17 protein-coding genes are annotated in these 20,071 nt (G+C 68.3%); all 17 read right to left on the minus strand.

Going from position 1 to position 20,071, the window contains the following annotated elements; translation table 11 throughout:
- Positions 1 to 518 (minus strand): DUF222 domain-containing protein (locus E3T24_RS08030; protein WP_166789190.1); only part of this gene is annotated, 518 nt, incomplete at its 3' end.
- A 121-nt stretch (positions 519 to 639) separates the two neighbouring features.
- Positions 640 to 4,137 carry a DNA polymerase III subunit alpha gene (dnaE, locus tag E3T24_RS08035; protein WP_255572880.1) on the minus strand — a complete coding sequence of 1,166 codons (3,498 nt, stop codon included), beginning with the start codon at positions 4,135 to 4,137 and terminating at the stop codon, positions 640 to 642.
- A gap of 77 nt (positions 4,138 to 4,214) precedes the next feature.
- On the minus strand, positions 4,215 to 5,135 hold the full coding sequence (locus tag E3T24_RS08040) for an RluA family pseudouridine synthase (RefSeq protein ID WP_134367398.1): 921 nt from the start codon (positions 5,133 to 5,135) through the stop codon (positions 4,215 to 4,217).
- An 8-nt stretch (positions 5,136 to 5,143) separates the two neighbouring features.
- The gene (lspA, locus tag E3T24_RS08045; protein WP_241975793.1) at positions 5,144 to 5,701 is read right to left on the minus strand and encodes a signal peptidase II; all 558 of its coding nucleotides are present in this window, start codon (positions 5,699 to 5,701) and stop codon (positions 5,144 to 5,146) included.
- Positions 5,691 to 6,320 carry a DivIVA domain-containing protein gene (locus E3T24_RS08050; protein WP_134367400.1) on the minus strand — a complete coding sequence of 210 codons (630 nt, stop codon included), beginning with the start codon at positions 6,318 to 6,320 and terminating at the stop codon, positions 5,691 to 5,693. Before E3T24_RS08050 ends, lspA begins: the two co-directional genes overlap by 11 nt.
- Before the next feature lie 136 nt (positions 6,321 to 6,456).
- Complete coding sequence (locus tag E3T24_RS08055; protein WP_134367402.1) at positions 6,457 to 6,759, minus strand: YggT family protein; 303 nt, start codon at positions 6,757 to 6,759, stop codon at positions 6,457 to 6,459.
- A gap of 8 nt (positions 6,760 to 6,767) precedes the next feature.
- Positions 6,768 to 7,331, minus strand: coding sequence for a cell division protein SepF (sepF, locus tag E3T24_RS08060; RefSeq protein WP_134367404.1), 564 nt, complete (start codon positions 7,329 to 7,331; stop codon positions 6,768 to 6,770).
- Positions 7,332 to 7,366: 35 nt separating this feature from the next.
- Positions 7,367 to 8,071 (minus strand): YggS family pyridoxal phosphate-dependent enzyme, encoded by a 705-nt coding sequence (locus E3T24_RS08065; protein ID WP_134402428.1) that lies wholly within the window; start codon positions 8,069 to 8,071, stop codon positions 7,367 to 7,369.
- A gap of 16 nt (positions 8,072 to 8,087) precedes the next feature.
- Positions 8,088 to 9,284: a cell division protein FtsZ gene (gene ftsZ, locus E3T24_RS08070; RefSeq protein WP_134367408.1), complete on the minus strand. Its 1,197-nt coding sequence runs from the start codon at positions 9,282 to 9,284 to the stop codon at positions 8,088 to 8,090.
- A 160-nt stretch (positions 9,285 to 9,444) separates the two neighbouring features.
- On the minus strand, positions 9,445 to 10,560 hold the full coding sequence (locus tag E3T24_RS08075) for an FtsQ-type POTRA domain-containing protein (RefSeq protein ID WP_134367410.1): 1,116 nt from the start codon (positions 10,558 to 10,560) through the stop codon (positions 9,445 to 9,447).
- Positions 10,561 to 10,573: 13 nt separating this feature from the next.
- Complete coding sequence (gene murC, locus E3T24_RS08080) at positions 10,574 to 11,971, minus strand: UDP-N-acetylmuramate--L-alanine ligase (RefSeq protein ID WP_134367412.1); 1,398 nt, start codon at positions 11,969 to 11,971, stop codon at positions 10,574 to 10,576.
- A gap of 136 nt (positions 11,972 to 12,107) precedes the next feature.
- Entirely contained in the window at positions 12,108 to 13,181 is a 1,074-nt protein-coding gene (locus E3T24_RS08085; protein ID WP_134367413.1) for a UDP-N-acetylglucosamine--N-acetylmuramyl-(pentapeptide) pyrophosphoryl-undecaprenol N-acetylglucosamine transferase, read from the minus strand.
- Positions 13,178 to 14,494, minus strand: coding sequence for a putative lipid II flippase FtsW (ftsW, locus tag E3T24_RS08090; protein WP_134367415.1), 1,317 nt, complete (start codon positions 14,492 to 14,494; stop codon positions 13,178 to 13,180). The genes E3T24_RS08085 and ftsW overlap by 4 nt, the downstream gene beginning before the upstream one ends.
- On the minus strand, positions 14,457 to 16,019 hold the full coding sequence (gene murD, locus E3T24_RS08095) for a UDP-N-acetylmuramoyl-L-alanine--D-glutamate ligase (RefSeq protein ID WP_241975794.1): 1,563 nt from the start codon (positions 16,017 to 16,019) through the stop codon (positions 14,457 to 14,459). Before murD ends, ftsW begins: the two co-directional genes overlap by 38 nt.
- Entirely contained in the window at positions 16,019 to 17,110 is a 1,092-nt protein-coding gene (gene mraY, locus E3T24_RS08100) for a phospho-N-acetylmuramoyl-pentapeptide-transferase (protein ID WP_134367419.1), read from the minus strand. Before mraY ends, murD begins: the two co-directional genes overlap by 1 nt.
- Positions 17,107 to 18,519, minus strand: coding sequence for a UDP-N-acetylmuramoyl-tripeptide--D-alanyl-D-alanine ligase (murF, locus tag E3T24_RS08105; RefSeq protein WP_134367421.1), 1,413 nt, complete (start codon positions 18,517 to 18,519; stop codon positions 17,107 to 17,109). The genes mraY and murF overlap by 4 nt, the downstream gene beginning before the upstream one ends.
- Positions 18,520 to 20,064 (minus strand): UDP-N-acetylmuramoyl-L-alanyl-D-glutamate--2,6-diaminopimelate ligase, encoded by a 1,545-nt coding sequence (locus E3T24_RS08110; protein WP_134367423.1) that lies wholly within the window; start codon positions 20,062 to 20,064, stop codon positions 18,520 to 18,522.
- Positions 20,065 to 20,071: the final 7 nt, after the last annotated feature.

Below are 20,071 nucleotides of genomic sequence, written 5' to 3' on the forward strand. Positions count from 1 at the left end.
TCGGGCGCGATCACGGTCTTCCAGACCAGGGCCTGAATCCGGATCTCGTCCGCGGGCACCGCCACCGGGTGGTCGCCGCCGCCTCCGGTGGCGGCGGCAACGAGTTCGGACTCGGCCGTCTGCACCTGGTCCAGGTCGGTGCAGCGGAGCGTGGGTACCAGGGCGGTCAGGATCGCGTCGACGCTGTCGAGGCCGATCTCCCCGGACGCCAGGCCCGCCGCGGTCGCCGGGAACGCGGGCGGCAGGGCCTGCCTCGCGAGGGTGAACCGGGTGCGCAGCTGCGCGCCCAGCCGGATCCGGCGCTGCGCGGTCGGACGCGAGACCAGCGTCACCCGCTGGATCAGGTCCGACGGGGTGAGGCAGGCCTTCCGGACCGAGAGCCGCCCGGTATCGAGCTCGGGCCGGGACCGGTCGGCGATCGCCGCCGCCGTCGCCACCCGCAGGGCGTCCACCCTTCGGCCGAGCTGCTCCACCGCCGCGGTCACCTGCAGCAGGCCATCGTCATCGCACCCCCGCACCCCCTGAACACCACAGCGTGGCACCCACCTCGCCCGCGAGGGCCGCGAACGCAGCAGCCACCACAGCGGCGTCGAGGGTTGCAGTGGGGTCATCCATANGATTTAGAAGATAAATACTACCCTAGGTCAGGCAGTTGGGCCCGAGCAGGCTCTTCAGCTCCCCGAAGAGGTCCGCGCTGATCTTCACCTGGTGGGGCAGCTCGAACACGCGCGCGGTGTTGCCCTTGATCAATTTGAGCCTGACCTCTGACGTTCCGATGTGGCGGGTGATGACCTCGCCCAACGCCGTCACGGTGTCGGTCGTCGCCCGGGACTCCGCCAGGGTGACGGTCAGCGTCCCCGAGTCGGAGGCCTGCCCGAGTTCCGGCGCGAAGATGCTGTACGCGTGCAGGTTCATCCCGTCGTCGCGCATGCTCACCCGGCCCCGCACGACCACGATGGAGTCGCTGATCAGGTCGGGCGAGAACTCCTGGTAGGCCTTGCCCATGAACATCACGGCGATCTCCCCGCCGAAGTCCTCGACCTGGATGATGCCGTACTGGTTGCCCGACTTCTTCGCGATCCGGTGCTGCACGCTCGTGATCAGCCCGGCGATGGTGACGGTGTCGGCATCCTGGGTCTGCTCCGACGCCATCAGGTCGACGATGGTGGTGCTGGCGTGCTTGGCCAGCGGGATCTCGAGCCCGGCCAGCGGGTGGTCGGACACGTACAGCCCCAGCATGTCCCGTTCGAAGGCGAGCTTCTCCTTCTTGCCCCACTCGGGACGGTCCGGCACCTGCTCGGTTTCCTGCGGGTCGTCGAACAGGCTGTCGAAGTCGAACCCGACCATGCCGTGTTCCTCGTCGCGCTTGATTTTCACGGCCGATTCGACCGCGGCCTCATGGATTTCGACCATGCCGCGCCGGGTCGCTCCGAGGGAGTCGAACGCACCGGCCTTGACGAGGGACTCGATCGTGCGTTTGTTGGCCACCTGGATCGGTACCTTGCGCAGGAAGTCGTGGAACGACTCGAACCGCCCCTTCTCCTTCCGGGCGAGGCGGATGGCGTCGACGACGTTGAAGCCGACGTTGCGCACCGCCCCCATACCGAAACGGATGTCCGTGCCCACGGCCGCGAAGTAGCCGATGGACTCGTTCACGTCCGGCGGCAGGACCTGGATGCCCATCCTGCGGCACTCGTTCAGGTACAGCGCGAGCTTGTCGCGCGAATCGCCGACGCTGGTCAGGAGCGCGGCCATGTACTCGGCCGGGTATTTGGCCTTGAGGTAGGCGGTCCAGTACGAGAGCACCCCGTACGCGGCCGAGTGCGCCTTGTTGAAGGCGTAGTCGGAGAACGGGAGCAGGATGTCCCAGACTGTCTTCACCGCGTCCATGGAGTAGCCGTTGGCGACCATTCCGCCGGAGAAACCCTCGAACTGCTTGTCCAGTTCGGATTTCTTCTTCTTGCCCATCGCCCGGCGCAGCAGGTCCGCCTGGCCGAGGGAGAAGCCGGCCAGTTTCTGCGCGATCGACATGACCTGTTCCTGGTAGACGATCAGGCCGTAGGTGGTGCCGATGACGTCCTGCAGGGCTTCTTCGAGCTCGGGATGGATCGGGATGATCTCCTGCTGACCGGTCTTCCGCAGCGCGTAGTTGGTGTGCGAGTTGGCGCCCATGGGGCCGGGCCGGTAGAGGGCGATGACAGCCGAGATGTCTTCGAAGTTGTCGGGCTTCATCAGGCGCAGCAGGGAGCGCATGGGCCCGCCGTCCAGCTGGAACACCCCGAGGGTGTCGCCCCGGGCGAGCAGCTCGTAGGCCAGCGGGTCGTCCAGCCCGAGCTCCTCGAGCACGGGCCGGTGACCACGGTTGACCGCGATGTTGTCGAGGGTGTCGTCGATGATGGTGAGGTTGCGCAGCCCCAGGAAGTCCATCTTGATCAGGCCCAGGGCCTCGGATGCCGGGTAGTCGAACTGCGTGACGACCTGGCCGTCCGCTTCGCGCTTCATGATCGGGATGATGTCGATCAGCGGGTCGGAGCTCATGATCACGCCGGCGGCGTGGACGCCCCACTGGCGTTTCAGGTTCTCCAGGCCCAGGGCCGTGTCGAAGACGGTGCGGGCCTCGGGGTCGGATTCGATCACCGCGCGGAAGTCGGCCGCCTCGCGGTAGCGCGCGTGGTCCTTGTCGAACATGCCGGTCAGGGGCACGTCCTTGCCCATGATGGCCGGCGGCATGGCCTTTGTGAGCTTGTCGCCCATGCCGAATGGGAACCCGAGCACCCGGGAGGCGTCTTTCAGGGCCTGCTTGGCCTTGATCGTGCCGTAGGTGACGATCTGGGCGACGCGTTCTTCGCCGTACTTCTCGGTGACGTAGTGGATCACCTCACCGCGCCGGCGCTCGTCGAAGTCGACGTCGAAGTCGGGCATGGAGACGCGGTCCGGGTTCAGGAACCGTTCGAAGATCAGGCCGTGGATCAGCGGGTCGAGGTCGGTGATGCCCATGGCGTAGGCCACCATCGAGCCGGCGCCCGAGCCACGGCCGGGACCCACCCGGATGCCCTGCTGCTTCGCCCACATGATGAAGTCGGCGACCACGAGGAAGTAGCCGGGGAAGCCCATCTGGATGATGATGCCGATCTCGTAGTCGGCTCGTTTGCGCACGTCGTCCGGGATGCCCTTCGGGTAGCGCTTGGCCAGCCCGATCTCGTTCTCCTTGACGAACCAGCTCTCCTCGTTCTCCCCTTCCGGGCAGGGGAAGCGGGGCATGTAGTTGGCTTTGGTGTTGAAGTCCACCTGGCAGCGTTCGGCGATCAGCAGCGTGTTGTCGCAGGCTTCCGGGTGGTCGCGGAACAGGTGCCGCATCTGCGCGGCGGTCTTGAGATAGAACTCGTCGGAGTCGAACTTGAAGCGGTTCGGGTCGTCGAGGGTCGAGGCGGACTGCACGCAGAGCAGGGCCGCGTGGGCGGTCGCGTCGTGGGCGTGGGTGTAGTGCAGGTCGTTGGAGGCGACCAGCGGAAGTTTGAGCTCTCCGGCGAGCTTCAGCAGGTCGGTCATGGTGCGGCGTTCGATGTCGATGCCGTGGTCCATGATCTCGCAGAAGAAGTTCTCCTTGCCGAAGATGTCCTGGAAGTCGCCGGCGGCCTTCTTCGCCTCCTCGTACTGCCCGAGGCGGAGGCGGGTCTGCACCTCGCCACCGACGCATCCGGTCGTGCCGATCAGGCCGGTGGAGAACTCGGAGAGCAGCTCCCGGTCCATCCTTGGTTTGAAATAGTACCCCTCCAGGCTGGCCTTGGACGAGAGCCGGAACAGGTTGTGCATCCCCGCCGTGGTCTCGGAGAGCAGGGTCATGTGGGTGTAGGAGCCGGCGCCGCCGACGTCGTCCCGGTTCTGGCCGGAGGCGCCCCAGCGCACCCGGGTCTTGTCGCGCCGGTCGGTGCCGGGAGTGATGTAGGCCTCGGTGCCGATGATCGGCTTGATGCCGGCCTCGGTGGCGGTGCGCCAGAAGTCGAAGGCGCCGAACACGTTGCCGTGGTCGGTAATGGCGACCGCAGGCATCCCCTGCTCGATGGCCGCGTTGATCAGCGGTTTGACGCGCGCGGCACCATCGAGCATCGAGTACTCGCTGTGCACGTGGAGGTGCACGAACGAATCATTCGATCCACCCGACTTATTCTGAGAGGACAAAACGGCTCCGAGGTGTTGAGGTTGGACTCTCCAGCCTAGGCATCGCGCAGCACGTCGAGTGCATGCGCGAGGTCGGCGGGGTATTCGGTGGTGAACGTGACCCAGTCCCGGGAATCGGGGTGGAAGAAGGCCAGCTGCCTGGCGTGCAGCCATTGCCGGGTCAGGCCCAGACGCGCTGTGATCGACGGGTCTGCACCATACATGGCGTCGCCGACGCACGGATGCTGCTGCGCGGCCATGTGCACGCGGATCTGGTGGGTGCGTCCCGTCTCCAGGTGTACCTCCAGCAGCGACGCCGACCGGAACGCCTCCAGGGTCTCGTAGTGCGTGACGGAGTCCTTGCCGCCGGCGATCACCGCGAACTTCCAGTCCGACCGCGGGTGGCGGCCGATGGGAGCGTCGACGGTTCCCGCGAGCGGGTCGGGGTGCCCCTGCACGACGGCGTGGTAGATCTTCTCGACTTCGCGATCGTGGAATGCCTTCTTCAGCCAGGTGTAGGCAGCTTCGGATTTGGCGACGACCATCAGGCCGCTGGTGCCCACGTCGAGGCGGTGCACGATCCCGGCCCGTTCGCTGGCCCCTGAGGTCGCGATCCGGTAGCCGGCCGCGGAGAGGGCGCCGAGGACGGTCGGCCCGGTCCAGCCGACACTGGGGTGCGCGGCGACGCCGGACGGCTTGTTCACGACGACGATGCTCTCGTCGTCGTGAACGATGGTGAGGTCCGGCACCGCGATGGGAACGATCGCCAGGGCTTCCCGGGGCTGCCAGGTCACCTCCAGCCAGGCTCCCCCGTGCAGGCGGTCGGACTTGCCGACCACGGCGCCGTTGAGCGTGACCCCGCCGGCCTCGCACACCTCGGCCGCGAAACTCCGCGAGAAGCCGAGGAGCTTGGCGATGCCGGCGTCGACGCGCACGCCGGCGAGTCCGTCCGGAAGGGGAAGGGAGCGAGTTTCCATAGAGAGGATCAGGGTGCTAACTGGGTGGGAGCCACGTCGGACGTGTCTGAAGCGCTGGTGCGGCGGCCGTCGAGGCCGATGCCGCGAATGGTCAGGTACATGAAGATGATCATGCTCGACACGATGGCCATGTCGGCGACGTTGTAGATGGCGGGGATCAGCCAGGGTGTCGCGATGAAGTCGATGACATGTCCCTGACCGAAAGACGGCTCCCGCAGGAGACGGTCGGTCAGGTTGCCGAGCACGCCGCCGAGCAGCAGACCGAAGACGAGCGACCACGCGAGTGAGCGGATGCGTCCGGCGAACCAGACGATGAGGAACACCACGACGACGGCGATGATGGAGAAAACCCAGGTCATCCCCGTGGCCAGGGAAAAAGCCGCGCCCGGGTTCCGGACGAACTGCAGTTGCAGCACGCTTCCCAGAACCCGGACGACGTCACCCTCGGTCAGTCTCGTGACGACGAGGAACTTGCTGATCTGATCCAGTGCGTAGATGGCCAGCGCCACGAGGGCGAGGACGATCAGCGCAGTGGAGCGTTTCTTCGCTCCGACCTTAGGCGCCAAAGCTCTGGAAGCTCGGCTTCGAGGCGTTGCTCGACTCGACCGGCGACGTGGCGTCGAGGTCGTGCAGCTGGGACTCGATGTAGCTCTTCAGCTTCTGGCGGTACTCGCGCTCGAAGGTGCGCAGGTCATCGATCTTGGTCTCGAGGACCGAACGCTCCTGGTCGAGGATGTTGAGCTGCGCACGCTGCTTGGCTTCCGCCTCGGCGACGAGACGGGCGGCGGTGGCGTGGCCCTCGGCGATGAGTGCATCGCGCTTCTCGGCGCCCTCCTTGACGTGCTCCTCGTGCAGGCGGCGGGCCAGCTGGAGGAGGTTCGTGGTGCCGGCGGTCTCGTCGATGGGCTCGGCGACAACCGGAGCCGGGACGGGCACGGCTGCGGCCACGACGGGCTCGGCAACCGTTTCGGCGATCGGCGCGGACTCGACGGGCTCGGCAACGGGCTCGGAGGCGCCGCCACCGGAGGAAACGCGAGCCTTGAGCTCCTCGTTCTCAGCGGTCAGTCGACGAAGCTCGACAACGACCTCGTCAAGGAAGTCATCGACCTCGTCCTGATCGTAACCTTCGCGAAATTTAGTCGACTGGAACCGCTTGTTGACTACATCTTCCGGAGTTAACGCCATGGCTTTCCACCCTTAAAACTTGAGTTGTGAACATTTGTTTGCGTTCGACCAACGGTACCAAGGTCCGACGTGATGTCGAACCGCGCCGACCGGACGCGTCGTCGGTCAAGAATACATGGCCCGAGTGTGAGGGGGTCTATAACCTCTGCGCGAACGTCATCACGGACATTCCGATGATGACGCAGAGCATGGTCAGGCTCCAGCCGAAATCGAACGCGATGGGGCCGAGCCGGAGCGGCGGCAGGAGCCGCCGGAAGAACTTGATCGGCGGGTCGGTCACGGTGTATACGAACTCGATCAGCACGAGCGTGAAGCCCTGAGGGCGCCACGACCGGTTGACACTGCGCACCAGATCGACGATGAACCGCCCCCACATCACGAAGAAATAGAGCAGCAGAACGAAGTACGCGAGGCCCGCGATGATCCCGATGATGGACACGGTGCGCGCTACGACTGGGCGAAGAAGGACGCCTCGGCGTCGGTTTCCTCAGCCGCGTTGTCGCCGGACACGACGACGTGGGACGGGGACAGCAGGAAGACCTTCGCGGTGACGCGCTCGATCTTGCCGTACAGGCCCTGGGACAGGCCGCTGGCGAAGTCGATCAGACGCCGGGCATCCGCGTCGCTCATCTGGGACAGGTTGATGATGACCGGGATGCCGTCCCGGAAGGATTCGGCGATCACCTGGGCGTCCTTGTACTGGCGCGGGTGGACGGTGAGGATTTCATTCATGTCTGAGGTAGCCACATTCTTAGGGGTGGAAGTCTTGCGCAGCGGTGTCACCGGTGCACGGCCGGCCGAGCCGGCGGAGTGCGACGAGGCGGAGTGCGAAGAGGTGGAGGCGGAGGAGTGAGGAGCCGCGGTCTTCGGGGCCGCCGAGTGCGACGATGCTGGACTGGACGCAGCGGAGTGCGGGGCGGTCGACACGGGCGCAGCAGCGGGCGCCTCGTATTCGAGTTCCTCGTCTGCCAGGCCCAGGTAAACCATGGTTTTCTTGAGCGGGTTGGACATCTCGACCTCCGTGTTGGTGATTCTACTTATCCAGATTAACCGGGTACCGGGCGATTACCGGTGATTGCTGTGCCAATTCGAAGGTGTGTCGCCCCTTCGCTGATCGCCTCCGGGTAGTCCTGGGACATGCCCATGGACAGGAACTTCGCCTCCGGCGCCAGCAGCCGGATGCGCTCGCCCAGCTCACGAACCCGGGCGAAGGCCCGCCTGGGTTCCTCGCCGAGCGGGGCCACCGCCATCAGTCCGAGCAGGCGCAGCCCCGAGGTGGACAGGACTCGTTCGACCAGGGGGTCGAGCAGGCCGGGGTCGACTCCCCCGCGTGCCGGGTCGTCGGTGAGGTTCACCTGCACGAAGCAGTCGATGACGTCGGATTCCGAGCTGAGCGCGTCGACCAGTGAGGCCCGGTCGACGGAGTGAATGACGTCGGCGTAGGCCCGAACCTGTTTGGCCTTCTTGCCCTGGACCTGGCCGACGAAATGCCAGGTCAGGTCCAGTCCGGCCAGGGCCTCGACCTTCGCCTGGGCTTCCTGATGACGGTTCTCGCCGACATCGTGCACGCCGAGGGCGACGAGCTGCTCGATCAGGGTGACCGGGTGGAACTTGGTCACGACGACGGTCACGATGTCCCGTTCGTCGCGCCCGGCCGAGGCCGCCGCGGCAGCGATTCCACTGCGCACGGCGGCCAGGCGCTCCGCCAGGCCGGCCAGGTCGCGCAGGCCGGCCAGGTCGGGGTCACTCATCTCGCCGTTCGCCCCGCTACTTCAGGAAGTCCGGGATGTCCAGGTCGTCCGGGTCTTCTTCGAAGGCGGGGTCGGCGACGGCCGCACCCGGTTCGACGCCGGACCAGACCGAGGACGCGGAGGCGTCACCGACGGAATAGGCGGCGGAATCGTTCGCGTCCGCGGCGGTACCATTCGAACCGGCGCCGTTCGAGGAGACGCCCGCCGCGACGCCGGCGGCGACGAGGTCGGCCCGGCGCACCTCGACGGCCTTGGCACCCGGCTCTCCGCCGTCGAACCCGGCCGCGATCACGGTGACCCGCACCTCGTCGCCGAGGGTGTCGTCGATGACGGCACCGAAGATGATGTTGGCTTCGGGGTGGACGGCTTCCTGCACCAGGCGGGCGGCGTCATTGATCTCGAAGATTCCGAGGTTCGAGCCACCCTGGATGGACAGGAGTACGCCGTGCGCCCCGTCGATGGACGCCTCGAGCAGCGGCGATGCCACGGCCAGTTCGGCGGCCTTGATGGCACGGTCGGCGCCGCGGGAGGAGCCGATGCCCATCAGCGCGGAACCGGCGCCCTGCATGACCGACTTGACGTCGGCGAAGTCGAGGTTGATCAGGCCGGGGGTGGTGATCAGGTCGGTGATGCCCTGCACACCGGCGAGGAGGACCTGGTCGGCGGTGGCGAACGCCTCGAGCATGCTGATGCCGCGGTCGCTGATCTCCAGCAAGCGGTCGTTCGGCACGACGATGAGGGTGTCGACCTCGTTCTTGAGGGAGGCGACGCCGGCCTCGGCCTGCGCCTGGCGGCGCTTGCCCTCGAAGCCGAAGGGCTTGGTGACGACACCGATGGTGAGCGCGCCGATGGACTTGGCGATGCGGGCGACGACGGGCGCACCGCCGGTGCCCGTTCCACCACCCTCGCCTGCCGTGACGAAGACCATGTCCGCGCCAGCCAGGGCCTCTTCGATTTCTTCGGCGTGATCCTCGGCGGCGCGACGGCCCACCTCGGGGTCGGCGCCGGCGCCGAGGCCGCGGGTGAGGTCGCGGCCCACGTCGAGTTTGACGTCGGCGTCGCTCATCAGGAGCGCCTGGGCATCCGTATTGATGGCGATGAACTCGACCCCGCGGAGGCCGAGCTCGATCATGCGGTTGACGGCGTTGACACCGCCGCCACCGATTCCAACAACCTTGATGACTGCGAGGTAGTTCTGATTTGTTGTTGACACGTCCGGCCTCCGGTGGAACCCTAAACCTCTTGTCGAAGTTTAAAGTTATGCTGAGTATGCAATTCCTGTATCGAAGTTATGCGCCAGCCGTGCCGGGACGGGGAGGCGCGCCCGCGTGTCGCGAAGATTCAGCCCAGAACTCAGCGAAGAACTCGCCGATTCAGCGAAGAACGGCGCTGTCGGGCGAGGACACGTCGTATTCGCCGACGGTGCCCACCGGGTGGCTCACGATCAGGGCGGCCAGGACGACCGCCTTGTACTCCGACTTCTCCGCGCTTCCCCAGACCACGCGGGCCCCGCCGACCAGCGTCAGGGTGACATCGTCCTTGGTGGCCGCGGTCACTGTGTCCAGTCCGGTGCGGATGCTCTCCGGCAAAGCGGCGATCACGGCCGTCGCGGCGAGGAAGCCGGCGCTGCCCGACCCCGAGCGCGCATCGATGGTGGCGTACCCGGCCGGGCGCTCCGGGCTGCTCTGGATCACCACTCCGGCCGCGTCGACCAGGTCGAAGCCCGCGCCGGTCGCCAATGCCCCGACCGGCTCGCGCTCGACGATGCGCACCACCAGTGTGGCGGGCGGGCGGCTCTCGGTGACGTAGCTCTGGATCAGGGTGAACTCGGACAGGTCCTTCTTCACCTCGGCCAGATCGACGAGCGGCAACGGCGTGCCGAGCTGGTCGCCCAGAGCCGCCTGAATCTTGTCCGCCGGGATCCGGTTCGCTCCGACGACCTCGATCGTGCGCAGCGCCATCAGCGGCGAGTAGACGCCGACGACGACGAAAGCGGCCAGGACGACGGTGACGCCCAGGGACGCCAGCCAGGCATTGCGCCGGCGGCGTGACCGCCAGGTGAACCGCCTGACCTCCTCGCGCTCGTAGCGTTTCCGAGCCCGCCGGGCGGCCCGCAGCTTGAGCCTGGCCCCGGCCGGTGTGAGGGGCGCCGCAGGTTTGTCGGCCGGCTGCGTCTTCGTCGAGCGCGTGTCCGCAGGCGGCGTGGGTGCGGGGCTCGCGCCCGAGCCCGGCCGCAGTGGAGACACCGAGGCCAGGGGACCCGGAAGGGCGGATGCCGGCTGCACGGTGATCGGCTCGGTGAACGACTCGGTGTTCGGTTCGGTGGACGCGGCGCCACGCGAGGGCCACGAACCGCGCACGAAAGATTGGGCGGCGGGCGGGCGCACGGGGCGACGGATGCCGGCCCCCTTGCGCGCCGGCGGGGCGCTGTCGGTCGGCGTTTCGGCGGGAGGAACGACCGGACGTTCGAAGCCCTGTGGCCGCCTCATGCCCGGGCGCGGCTCATCCGCGCGCCCGCGTGAGCGAGCCGAGGAGCTGGGGAACGATGCGGTACACGTCGCCGCAGCCGAGGGTGACCACGAAGTCGCCGTCCCGGGCGATGGAGGCGACGTAGTCCGCGGCCTCCTGCCAGTCGGGCACGTAGACCACGTGGGACGGGTCGAGGAACCGGTCGGCGACGAGCGTGCCGGTGACGCCGGGCTCGGGGTCTTCCCGGGCGCCGTACACGCCCAGTACGACGGTCTGGTCGGCGCAGGTCTCGAGGGCGTCCGCGAATTCCTGCGCGAAGAGCCGGGTGCGGCTGTACAGGTGCGGCTGGTGCACGGCGATGATGCGGCCGGAGCCGACCACGGTTCGGGCGGCGGACAGGGCTGCGGCCACTTCGGTCGGGTGATGGGCGTAGTCGTCGTAGACGCTCACGCCGCCGACTGTGCCGTGCAGTTCGAACCGGCGCTCCGTGCCGCCGAACTCCGAGATGGCGGCCAGGGACGCTTCAGCCTCGAACCCGAGTCCCACCAGCACAGCGAAGGCCCCGGCGGCGTTGATGGCGTTGTGCCGGCCCGGGATGCGGAGGGTGGCGAAGTAGTCGTGGCCGGCCCACGCCACGCCGAAGCGCACCGGCCCGTCCGTGACCACGGAGTGCAGCCGCACGTCGGCGCCGTCGTCCTCGCCGAAGGTGATGACGCGCTTTTCGGCCAGCTTGCCGGTCACACTGACCGCGCCAGGGTCGTCGGAGGAGATGACGACGAGTTCGGTCGCGTTCTGGGCGAACTCCACGAAGGCCGCCTCGAACGCTTCCAGCGAGCCGTAGTGGTCGAGGTGGTCGGGGTCGACGTTGGTGACCAAAGCCACGGCCGTGTTGTAGAGCAGGAACGACCCGTCGGATTCGTCGGCCTCGACGACGAAGAGATCGTCGGTTCCGCTGGCCGCCGACACGCCGAGGGACTCGATCACGCCGCCGTTGACGAAGCTCGGGTGCTGTCCCAGGCCGAGCAGGCCGGTCACGATCATGCCGGTGGAGGTGGTCTTGCCGTGGGCGCCGGCCACGGCGACCAGACGGTGCTTCTCGATCAGCCAGGCCAGGGCCTGCGACCGGTGCAGCACCGGGAGGCCCTTCTCCCTGGCCAGCACGTACTCGGGGTTGTCCTGCCAGAGCGCGCCCGTGACGACGAGGCTGTCGGCGTCGCCGACGTTCTCGGCCGCGTGGCCGATCGCGATGCGCGCGCCCAGTTTGCGCAGTGCCAGCACGTTGTCCGACTCCCGCACGTCAGACCCGGTCACCGTGTGCCCGGCGTCGATGAACAGGCGCGCGATGCCGCTCATCCCCGAGCCGCCGATGCCCACGAAATGCACCGTTCCGAGATCTCGGGGAATGGTGAGGTTCAGATCGGGCTTGATCACGGTTGCTGCGCTCTTCTCAGTCGGAGACGAATGTGGAGACGAATGGTTGAAGACAGGTGCTCGGTGTGCTGAAACCACGTTAGCCGCCGCGGCCCCGGAATGCCGGATTGACCGCGGCGGGCGCGAACCCGGGCGGTTACCCCCGGACCGCGCCCTGAATGAAGTCGACCATTCTGGCGGCGCCGTCCCTGGCCCCGGCGGATGCCGCCGCGACGCCCATCCGGCGCACCCGCGACCGGTCGCTCAGCACGGGGATGAGCTCGTCCCGGACCCATTCGGGGAGGAAGTCCGCGTCATCGACGAGGATTCCGCCGCCGGACGCGACGACGTCGGCCGCGTTGAAGCGCTGCTCGCCGTTGCCCACCGGGTACGGCACGTACGCGGCCGGGATGCCCAGGGCGCTCAGCTCGGACACCGTGCCGGCGCCGGACCGGGACACGGCGAAGTCCGCCGCTGACAGCGCCAGGTCCATCCGGTCGCAATAGGAGATCATGCGATAGTGCCCCAGACCGGGGTCGCTCACCTCGGACTTGTCGCCGGTGATGTGCAGCACCTGCCACCCGGCGGCGATCAGCGCGGGCGCGGATTGGACGATCGTCGTGTTCAGTCTTCTCGCGCCGAGGGATCCGCCGGTGACGAGCAGGGTGGGCCGCTCCTCGGCGAGGCCGAAGAAGGCGAGCGCCTCCGGGCGAGTCGCGTCCCGGTCCAGCTCGGCGATTTCGGCGCGCAGCGGCATCCCGACGGTGTGCGCGCGCCGGATCCGGGTGCCGGCGAAGGCGACACCGACATGGTGGGTCAACCAGGCGCCCAGCCGGTTGGCCAGGCCGGCCTTGAAATTGGCCTCGTGGATGACGATGGGGATGCCTGACCGGCGGGCGGCCAGGTACGCCGGCGTGGACACGTAGCCGCCAAAACCCACCACGACGTCGACGCCGCGGGCGGCGAGGAGGTCGGCAAGGTCGGCGACCGCCTGGTTGAACCGCGGCAGGAAAGTGAGGGCCTGGCGGTTCGGACGACGCGGGAACGGCAGCCGGGGCACGAACACGAGCTCGTAGCCGCGGGCGGGAACCAGCCTGGCCTCGAGCCCCTCCCGGGTGCCGAGCACGATCAGAGTGGCGTCCGGTTCCCGCGCGGCGATGGTGTCCGCCACCGCCAGCAGGGGGTTCACGTGGCCGGCGGTTCCGCCTCCGGCCAGAAGGTAGGTGGTCACCGGTTCTCTCCCGTCAGCGCTGTGTTGGCCGGCGAGGCCGCGTTGGCCGGCGAGCCGGCATGGTCGCCGTGGGCGAAGGACAGCACGATTCCGATGGCGCCCAGCGTCGACAGCAGGGCTGTGCCGCCGGACGAGACCAGCGGGAGCGGCACGCCGAGAACGGGGAACACGCCGAGGACCACGCCGATGTTGACGAACGCCTGGCCGATCAGCCAGACCATGACGGCCGCGGTGGAGACCCTGGCCTGCATGCTCACGCTGGTGCGCATGATCCGCAGGAACGCGAACGCCAGGAGGATGAACATGGCCAGCACCACGATCGCGCCGATCAGGCCGAGCTCCTCGCCGATGATGGCGAAGATATAGTCGTTGTCGGCGGCGGGCAGCCAGGACCACTTCGCTTTGGAGTTGCCGAGCCCCACGCCGAACACTCCCCCGTTGGCGAGGGCCCAGGTACCGTGCAACGGCTGCCAGCAGGCGGCCGAGATGGGGCCGTCGACCGCGTCGCAGCCGTCACCGAGGAAGCTCAGGATGCGCGTCATCCGGTTGGAGCTGGTCAACGCCATCAGGAGAGCGAGCACGGCACCGACCCCGAGCGGAAGGCCCAGCATGCGCAGGCGCACCCCGGCGAAGAAGAGCGCGCCGAAGAGGATGCCCGCCATGATCATGACGGTGCCGAGGTCCCCGCCGATCAGGACCAGCATGACGGCGCCGCCGCCCACGCCGAAGACGGGGATGTAGACGTGGCGCCAGTCGTCGAGCTTGTTCTGCTTCTGGGACAAGATCATGCCGAGCCAGATGACCAGGGCCAGCTTGATGCCCTCGGAGGGCTGGAACTGGATCCCGCCGATGGAGAGCCAATTGGTGTTGCCGGCCACTTCGATGCCGAGCGGCGTGAACACTACCAGGCACTGGAGCAGGCAGGAGATGATCAGCGCCGGCCAGGAGACGCGCCGCCAGAACTTGAGCGGCAGCCGGCTGATCAGCAACATCAGGGGCACCCCGATCAGGGCGAACCCGCCCTGGCGCAGCACTGTGCCGAAGAACCCGGTGTTCTCCAGGTAGGAGTCCACCGAGGAGGACGAGAGCACCATGACCAGTCCGAACACGATCAGGAACAGGGTCGTGCCCAGCAGCAGGAAGTAGCTGGCGGACTCGGCGTGCAGGACCCGGCCGAGATGGATGCGGGCGGCGTGCCCCGCGTCCTCGGCCTCCGGAGCGGGTCCCGTAGCATGGGGCCCCGCCGTCCGGGTGGCGGCGGTCGCCGCGGCCAGGTCAGGCCTGGGCGCGCGGGTCCGAGGCGGAGTCGCCACCCCGATCACCTCCAAGATATTCGTGCACGGCTTCGGCGAACAACCGGCCGCGCTGGGCGTAGTCGGTGAACTGGTCCATGGATGCGGCGGCCGGCGCGAGGAGCACGACGTCGCCGGTTTCGGCGAGGTCGGCCGCCAGCCGCACGGCCTCCGGCATGACCTGACCAGTGTCGTCGGCCTCGATCTCGAACACCCGCAGCTCGGGCGCGTGTCGCCGGAATGCGTCGCGCAGCACGGAACGGTCGACTCCGATGATGACGGCGCCCCGCAGGTGCCCGACGTGGCCGGCCACCAGCTGGTCGATGTCGACGCCCTTGAGCAGGCCTCCGACGAGCCAGACGACGGAGTCGAACGCGGTCAGTGACGCGTCGGCCGCGTGCGGGTTGGTGGCCTTCGAATCGTCGATCCAGCGGATGCCGGCGGCCTCGGCCACGATCTCGATCCGGTGCGCGTCGAGCCTGAAGTCTTCGAGCGCGTCGTGGATGACCGCGGCGGGCACGCCGAAGGACCGGGCGAGGGCGCTGGCCGCGAGGATGTCGGCGAGGAGGTGCGGCGCACTGAGCCCGTTGGCGCGGAGGTCTTGCACGGTGGTGATCTCCACGGCCGTCTCGTGCCGGTCCTCGTGGAACGCGCGGTCGCAGAGGATTCCGTCCACGATGCCGAGGTCGCTGGGACCGGGCACACCGAGGCCGAAGCCGATCGCCCGAGCCCCCTCGACGACGTCGGCGTCCTCGACCATGCGCATCGTGGCGGCATCCGCCTTGTTGTAGACGCAGGCCGACTTCGTGTTCGCGTAGACCGTGGCTTTCGCGTCGCGGTACGCCTTGGCCGAGCCGTGCCAGTCGAGGTGGTCGTCGGCGATGTTCAGGCAGACGCTGGCCCAGGGCACGAGCGCTCCCGGACCGGTGCGGGGCAGATGGTGCAGCTGGTAACTGGAGAGCTCGACCACGAGCACGTCCCAGCCCTGCGGGTCGCGCACGGCGTCGAGCACGGGCACGCCGATGTTGCCGCAGGGCGCCACCCGGTGGCCTGCTGCGGCGAGCATGGTGGCGGTGAGCTGCACCGTGGTGGTCTTACCGTTGGTGCCGGTGACGAGGATCCATTCGGCCGGGGCACCGACCTTGTCCCGCAGGCGCCAGGCCAGCTCGATGTCACCCCAGACCGGGATGCCGGCGGTCGCAGCCCAGAGCAGTAGCGGGTGGTCGGGGTGGAAGCCCGGCGATGCGATCAGCACGTCCGGCCGGTGCTCGATCAGTTCGGCGGGCACGGTGGCCGGGGCGGCCTGCACGAGGCCCGCCCCGATCACGTCGAGCAGGCGGATGGTCTGCTCCGGTGCCGTCCCGGCCACGACGAGCACCTCGGCGCCGAGTTCGGCGAGGGTGTCCGCGGCCGCGAAGCCGGTGACGCCCAGGCCGAGCACGCCCACCCGCAGGCCGGACCAGTCGGAGTGCCAGCTGGTCAGGCCGTCCAGGCGCGCGGCATCCGCTGCGGCGAGCGAGGCGCCGCCGGAGTGTCTTCCGGTCACTAGCTGGCCAGCCATTCGAGGTAGAACGACCCGACGCCCGCGGCCACCAGGAGGCCGCCGATGATCCAGAAGCGCACCACGACGGTGACTTCGGCCCAGCCCTTGAGCTCGAAGTGATGGTGGATCGGGCTCATCAGGAAAATGCGTTTGCCGCGGGTGAGTTTGAAGTAGGCGCGCTGCACGATGACGGAGCCGGCCTCGAACACGAACAGCCCGCCGATCAGCACTAGGAGCAGCTCGGTGCGGCTGAGGATGGCCAGGGCGGCCAGGGCGCCGCCGATGGCGAGTGACCCGGTGTCGCCGAGGAAGATCTTCGCCGGCGACGTGTTGTACCAGAGGAAGCCGATCAGGCCGCCGACGATGGCCGCCGACACGATCGCCAGGTCGAGCGGGTCGCGCACGTCGTAGGAGCGGTAGAGGTCGGCGACGTCCGCTCCCCCGAACCGGGCCTGGTTGGACTGCCAGAAACCGATCACGATGAAGGCGCCGATCGAGAGGATCGAGGAACCGGTGGCGAGGCCGTCGAGCCCGTCGGTGACGTTGACGCTGTTGGAGGTGGCCGCCACGATCAGGCAGATCCAGATCACGAAGAGGATGGTGCCGATGATGGCGCCGAGCTGCATGAAGTCCAGCGGCAGGTCCCGCAGCAGCGAGATTTTCGTCGACGCCGGCGTCACCCCGTTGATGTTCGGGAACTGGATCGAGAGGAGGGCGAAGGTGCTCGCCACGATGACCTGCCCGATGACCTTGGCCCAGCCGCCGAGACCGAGGCTGCGCTGGTTGCGGGTCTTGAGGAAGTCGTCGATGAAACCGACGAAGCCGAGGCCCACCATCATGAATAGCACCAGCAGCGGCGACATCGGGATGTGGCTCCCGGTGATCCACATGGCCGAGAAGTAGCTGATCACGGTGCCGAGGATGATGATGATGCCGCCCATGGTGGCGGTGCCGCGTTTGGCGTGGTGGCTCTGCGGCCCGTCGTCGCGGATGAACTGCCCCCAGCCCAGCTTCTTGAACAGCCGGATGAACAGTGGCGTGAACGCCAGGGTGAAGACGAGGGAGAAGGCTCCGGCCATCAGCAGTGCTCTCATGAGAACCACTCTCCGAGCCGGTCGCCGAGAAAGCGCAGGCCGGCGGAATTGGACGATTTGACCAGCACAGTGTCTCCCGGTCGCACCGTCTTCGTCAGCAGGTCGAAGGCCTCGTCCGACGACTCGACGAACGCCGACTCCCCGTCCCAGGATCCTTCGTTGATCGTGCTGATGTGCATGCGCCGCGCGCCGCGGCCCACGACGACGAGCTGGGAGATGTTCAGCCGCACGGCCATCAGGCCGATCCGGTCATGCTCTTCGCCGGCCAGCTCGCCCAGTTCGCTCATCTCGCCGAGGACGGCGAAGGTGCGCTGCCCGGGGGCGGCGATCTGGGCGAGTGTCTTCAGCGCGGCGGTCATCGAGTCGGGGCTCGCGTTGTAGGCGTCGTTGATCACGGTCACGCCCTCACGCCCACCCATCACCTGCATCCGCCAGCGCTCGGCGGTCTGCACGGATTCAAGGGCGGAGACGATGTCGTCGATCCCGACGCCGAGGAGTTCGGCGGCGGCCGCGGCGGCCAGTGCGTTCATCACGTGGTGCTCGCCGAGCACCTGGAAGGACACCGGCCGTGACTCCCCCGAGGCCAGCTGCAGGGTGAAGGTGGTGCCGGTCGCGGTCCCGTGCACGTCGGTGGCGCGCACGCCCTCGTCGCAGTACTGGCCGAACCAGACGATCCGGGCCGCGGTGGCGGCGGCCATCCCGGCGACGCGCGGGTCGTCGGCGTTCAGCACGGCGACATCCGTGGCCAGCAGGTCGGTGACCATCTCGGTCTTGGCCAGGACGGTGGCCTCGATGCCGCCGAACTCGCCCGCGTGGGCGAGGCCGACCTTGAGCACGATGCCGATGTCGGGACGGGCCATCCTGATCAGCCGGGCGATCTCGCCGACGGCGCTCGCACCCATTTCGGCCACGAGGAATCGGGTGTCCATCGTGAGTTCGAGCATGGTCAGCGGCGCGCCGACCTCGTTGTTGAAGGAGGCCCGGGCGGCGACGGTGGGCCCGACCCGTTCGAGCACGGCCCGGATCAGGTTCTTGGTGGTGGTCTTGCCGTTCGAGCCGGTGACGCCGACGATCTTCAGGATGCCGGCGGCACGCACGCGGAGCACGACCTCGGTGGCCAGGTCGCCCAGCGCCACCACGGCGTCGGCGACGACGATCTGGGCCACGGGCAGGTCCAGGCGCCGTTCGACGATCAAAAGCGCCGCGCCCTGCCCGGCGGCGGACGGGGCGAAGAGGTGGCCGTCGGTCACGTCCCCGGGCTTGGCCACGAAGATCGAACCGGGCACGGATTCGCGCGAGTCGGTGTGCACCGTGCCGTCGACGACGGACTCGGCGGTCAGCGCGCTGCCGTCGAGGTGGAGGACCCCGGAGACGGCCGCGGCGATCTCGGTCAGGGTGAGGGCGATCATCTACAGCCACCCGGCTTCGCGCAGCGCCTGGCGGGAATCGTCCCTGGCGGAGTACGGAATCTTGACGCCGGCGACTTCGTGATAATTTTCATGCCCTGGTCCCGCGTACAAGATCGCGTCGCCTTCTTTCGCTAGTGAGAGTGCCGTGCGGAACGCCGTGCGGGGATCCGCGACCTCGTAGAACTCCCCGTCGGGGACGGCTTCCCTGGCTGCTGCCAGGAGCGTGGCACGGATGGCCGCGGGGTCTTCGAACCGCGGGTGGAAGTCTGTGACGACCACGATGTCCGACCCGCGCGCCGCGATGGCGCCCATGTCGGCGCGCTTGGTGGTGTCGCGGTCGCCGTCGGCCCCGAACACCATGATCAGGCGGCCGGGCGTGAACTTGCGGATGGCGGCCAGGGTGTTCAGGAACGCATCCGGGCTGTGGCCGTAGTCGATGTAGACGAGCGGGCCCGCGTCGCCCGAGATGCGCTCGGCCCGACCGGGGATGTAGACGTCGATGCCGCCGTCGCGGTCGAGCGTGTGCGCGATGGCCTCGAGGTCGTAGCCGGATTCGACCAGCAGCAGGATGGCGAGGGCCGCGTTGGCGGCCATGAACCAGCCGACCAGGGGAACCCGGGTCTGCAGCCGACGGCCTTCCGGGCCCTCGAGCAGGAACTCGGTGTAGAGCGCGCTCTCGTCGACGATGCTCATGTGCCAGTCGGCGTCGACCGCGGGGTTGCTGCTGAGGGTGGTGACCGGGATGCGGCACTCCTCGACGATCCGGCGACCCCAGCCGGAGTCCACCGTGATCACGCCGCGGCGGGAGCGGTCGGGCTGGAAGAGCTCGAGCTTGGCCTGGAAGTACTCGTCCAGGCCGGCATAGTCGTCGAGGTGGTCGTGGCTCAGGTTGGTGAACCCGGCCACGTCGAAGACGAGGCCGTCGACCCGGTGGCGGCTGAGCGCCTGCGCCGACACCTCGATGGCGACGGCCCGAACCTCGGCCTCGCGCATCCGTGCCAGCAGCGCGTGCAGTTCGGTGGCTTCCGGGGTGGTCAGGGCGCTCACGACGGCCAGCTCGCCGATGCGGCGTTCGGCGGTCGAGGTGAGCCCGGACACGACGCCCAGCTGATTCAGGATGGCGAAGAGCAGGTAGACCACGCTGGTCTTGCCGTTCGTGCCGGTGACGGCGAAGAGCGTCGCCGGGTTGTCCTCCGTGCGGTAGATCCAGGCGGCGACGGCTCCCAGCGCGGCGCGCGCGTCGGGGGTCACCAGGATGGGGAGGCCGCTGCCGGCGGCGAGGAGCGCGCCGGCCTCATCGGTCAGGATGGCGACGGCGCCGGCCTCGCGGGCGGCCGCGGCGAAGGACGCGCCATGGCTGGCCCGTCCGGGTACGCCGACGTAGAGGTCTCCGGGCTGCACTGTGCGCGAACTCAGGCTGACGCCGGTGACCTCGAGGCCATCCACGTCGCCGCGCAAATAAAGTTCGAATTCATCGACCAGTCCCGACAACGATCTGGGGACCGGATGCTGAGGACGGAGAGCCGAGGGTGCCAATTCGGTCACGGGGGCT

The organism is Cryobacterium sp. TmT2-59, assembly GCF_004403545.1.
Classification (GTDB): domain Bacteria; phylum Actinomycetota; class Actinomycetes; order Actinomycetales; family Microbacteriaceae; genus Cryobacterium; species Cryobacterium shii.

Bases quoted from the DNA above. Each gene is read 5' to 3' on its own strand.
- E3T24_RS08040 (WP_134367398.1), bottom strand. From the start codon at position 5,135: ATGGAAACTCGCTCCCTTCCCCTTCCGGACGGACTCGCCGGCGTGCGC.
- E3T24_RS08050 (WP_134367400.1), bottom strand. From the start codon at position 6,320: ATGGCGTTAACTCCGGAAGATGTAGTCAACAAGCGGTTCCAGTCGACT.
- sepF (WP_134367404.1), bottom strand. From the start codon at position 7,331: ATGTCCAACCCGCTCAAGAAAACCATGGTTTACCTGGGCCTGGCAGAC.
- E3T24_RS08065 (WP_134402428.1), bottom strand. From the start codon at position 8,071: ATGAGTGACCCCGACCTGGCCGGCCTGCGCGACCTGGCCGGCCTGGCG.
- E3T24_RS08075 (WP_134367410.1), bottom strand. From the start codon at position 10,560: ATGAGGCGGCCACAGGGCTTCGAACGTCCGGTCGTTCCTCCCGCCGAA.
- mraY (WP_134367419.1), bottom strand. From the start codon at position 17,110: ATGAGAGCACTGCTGATGGCCGGAGCCTTCTCCCTCGTCTTCACCCTG.
- murF (WP_134367421.1), bottom strand. From the start codon at position 18,519: ATGATCGCCCTCACCCTGACCGAGATCGCCGCGGCCGTCTCCGGGGTC.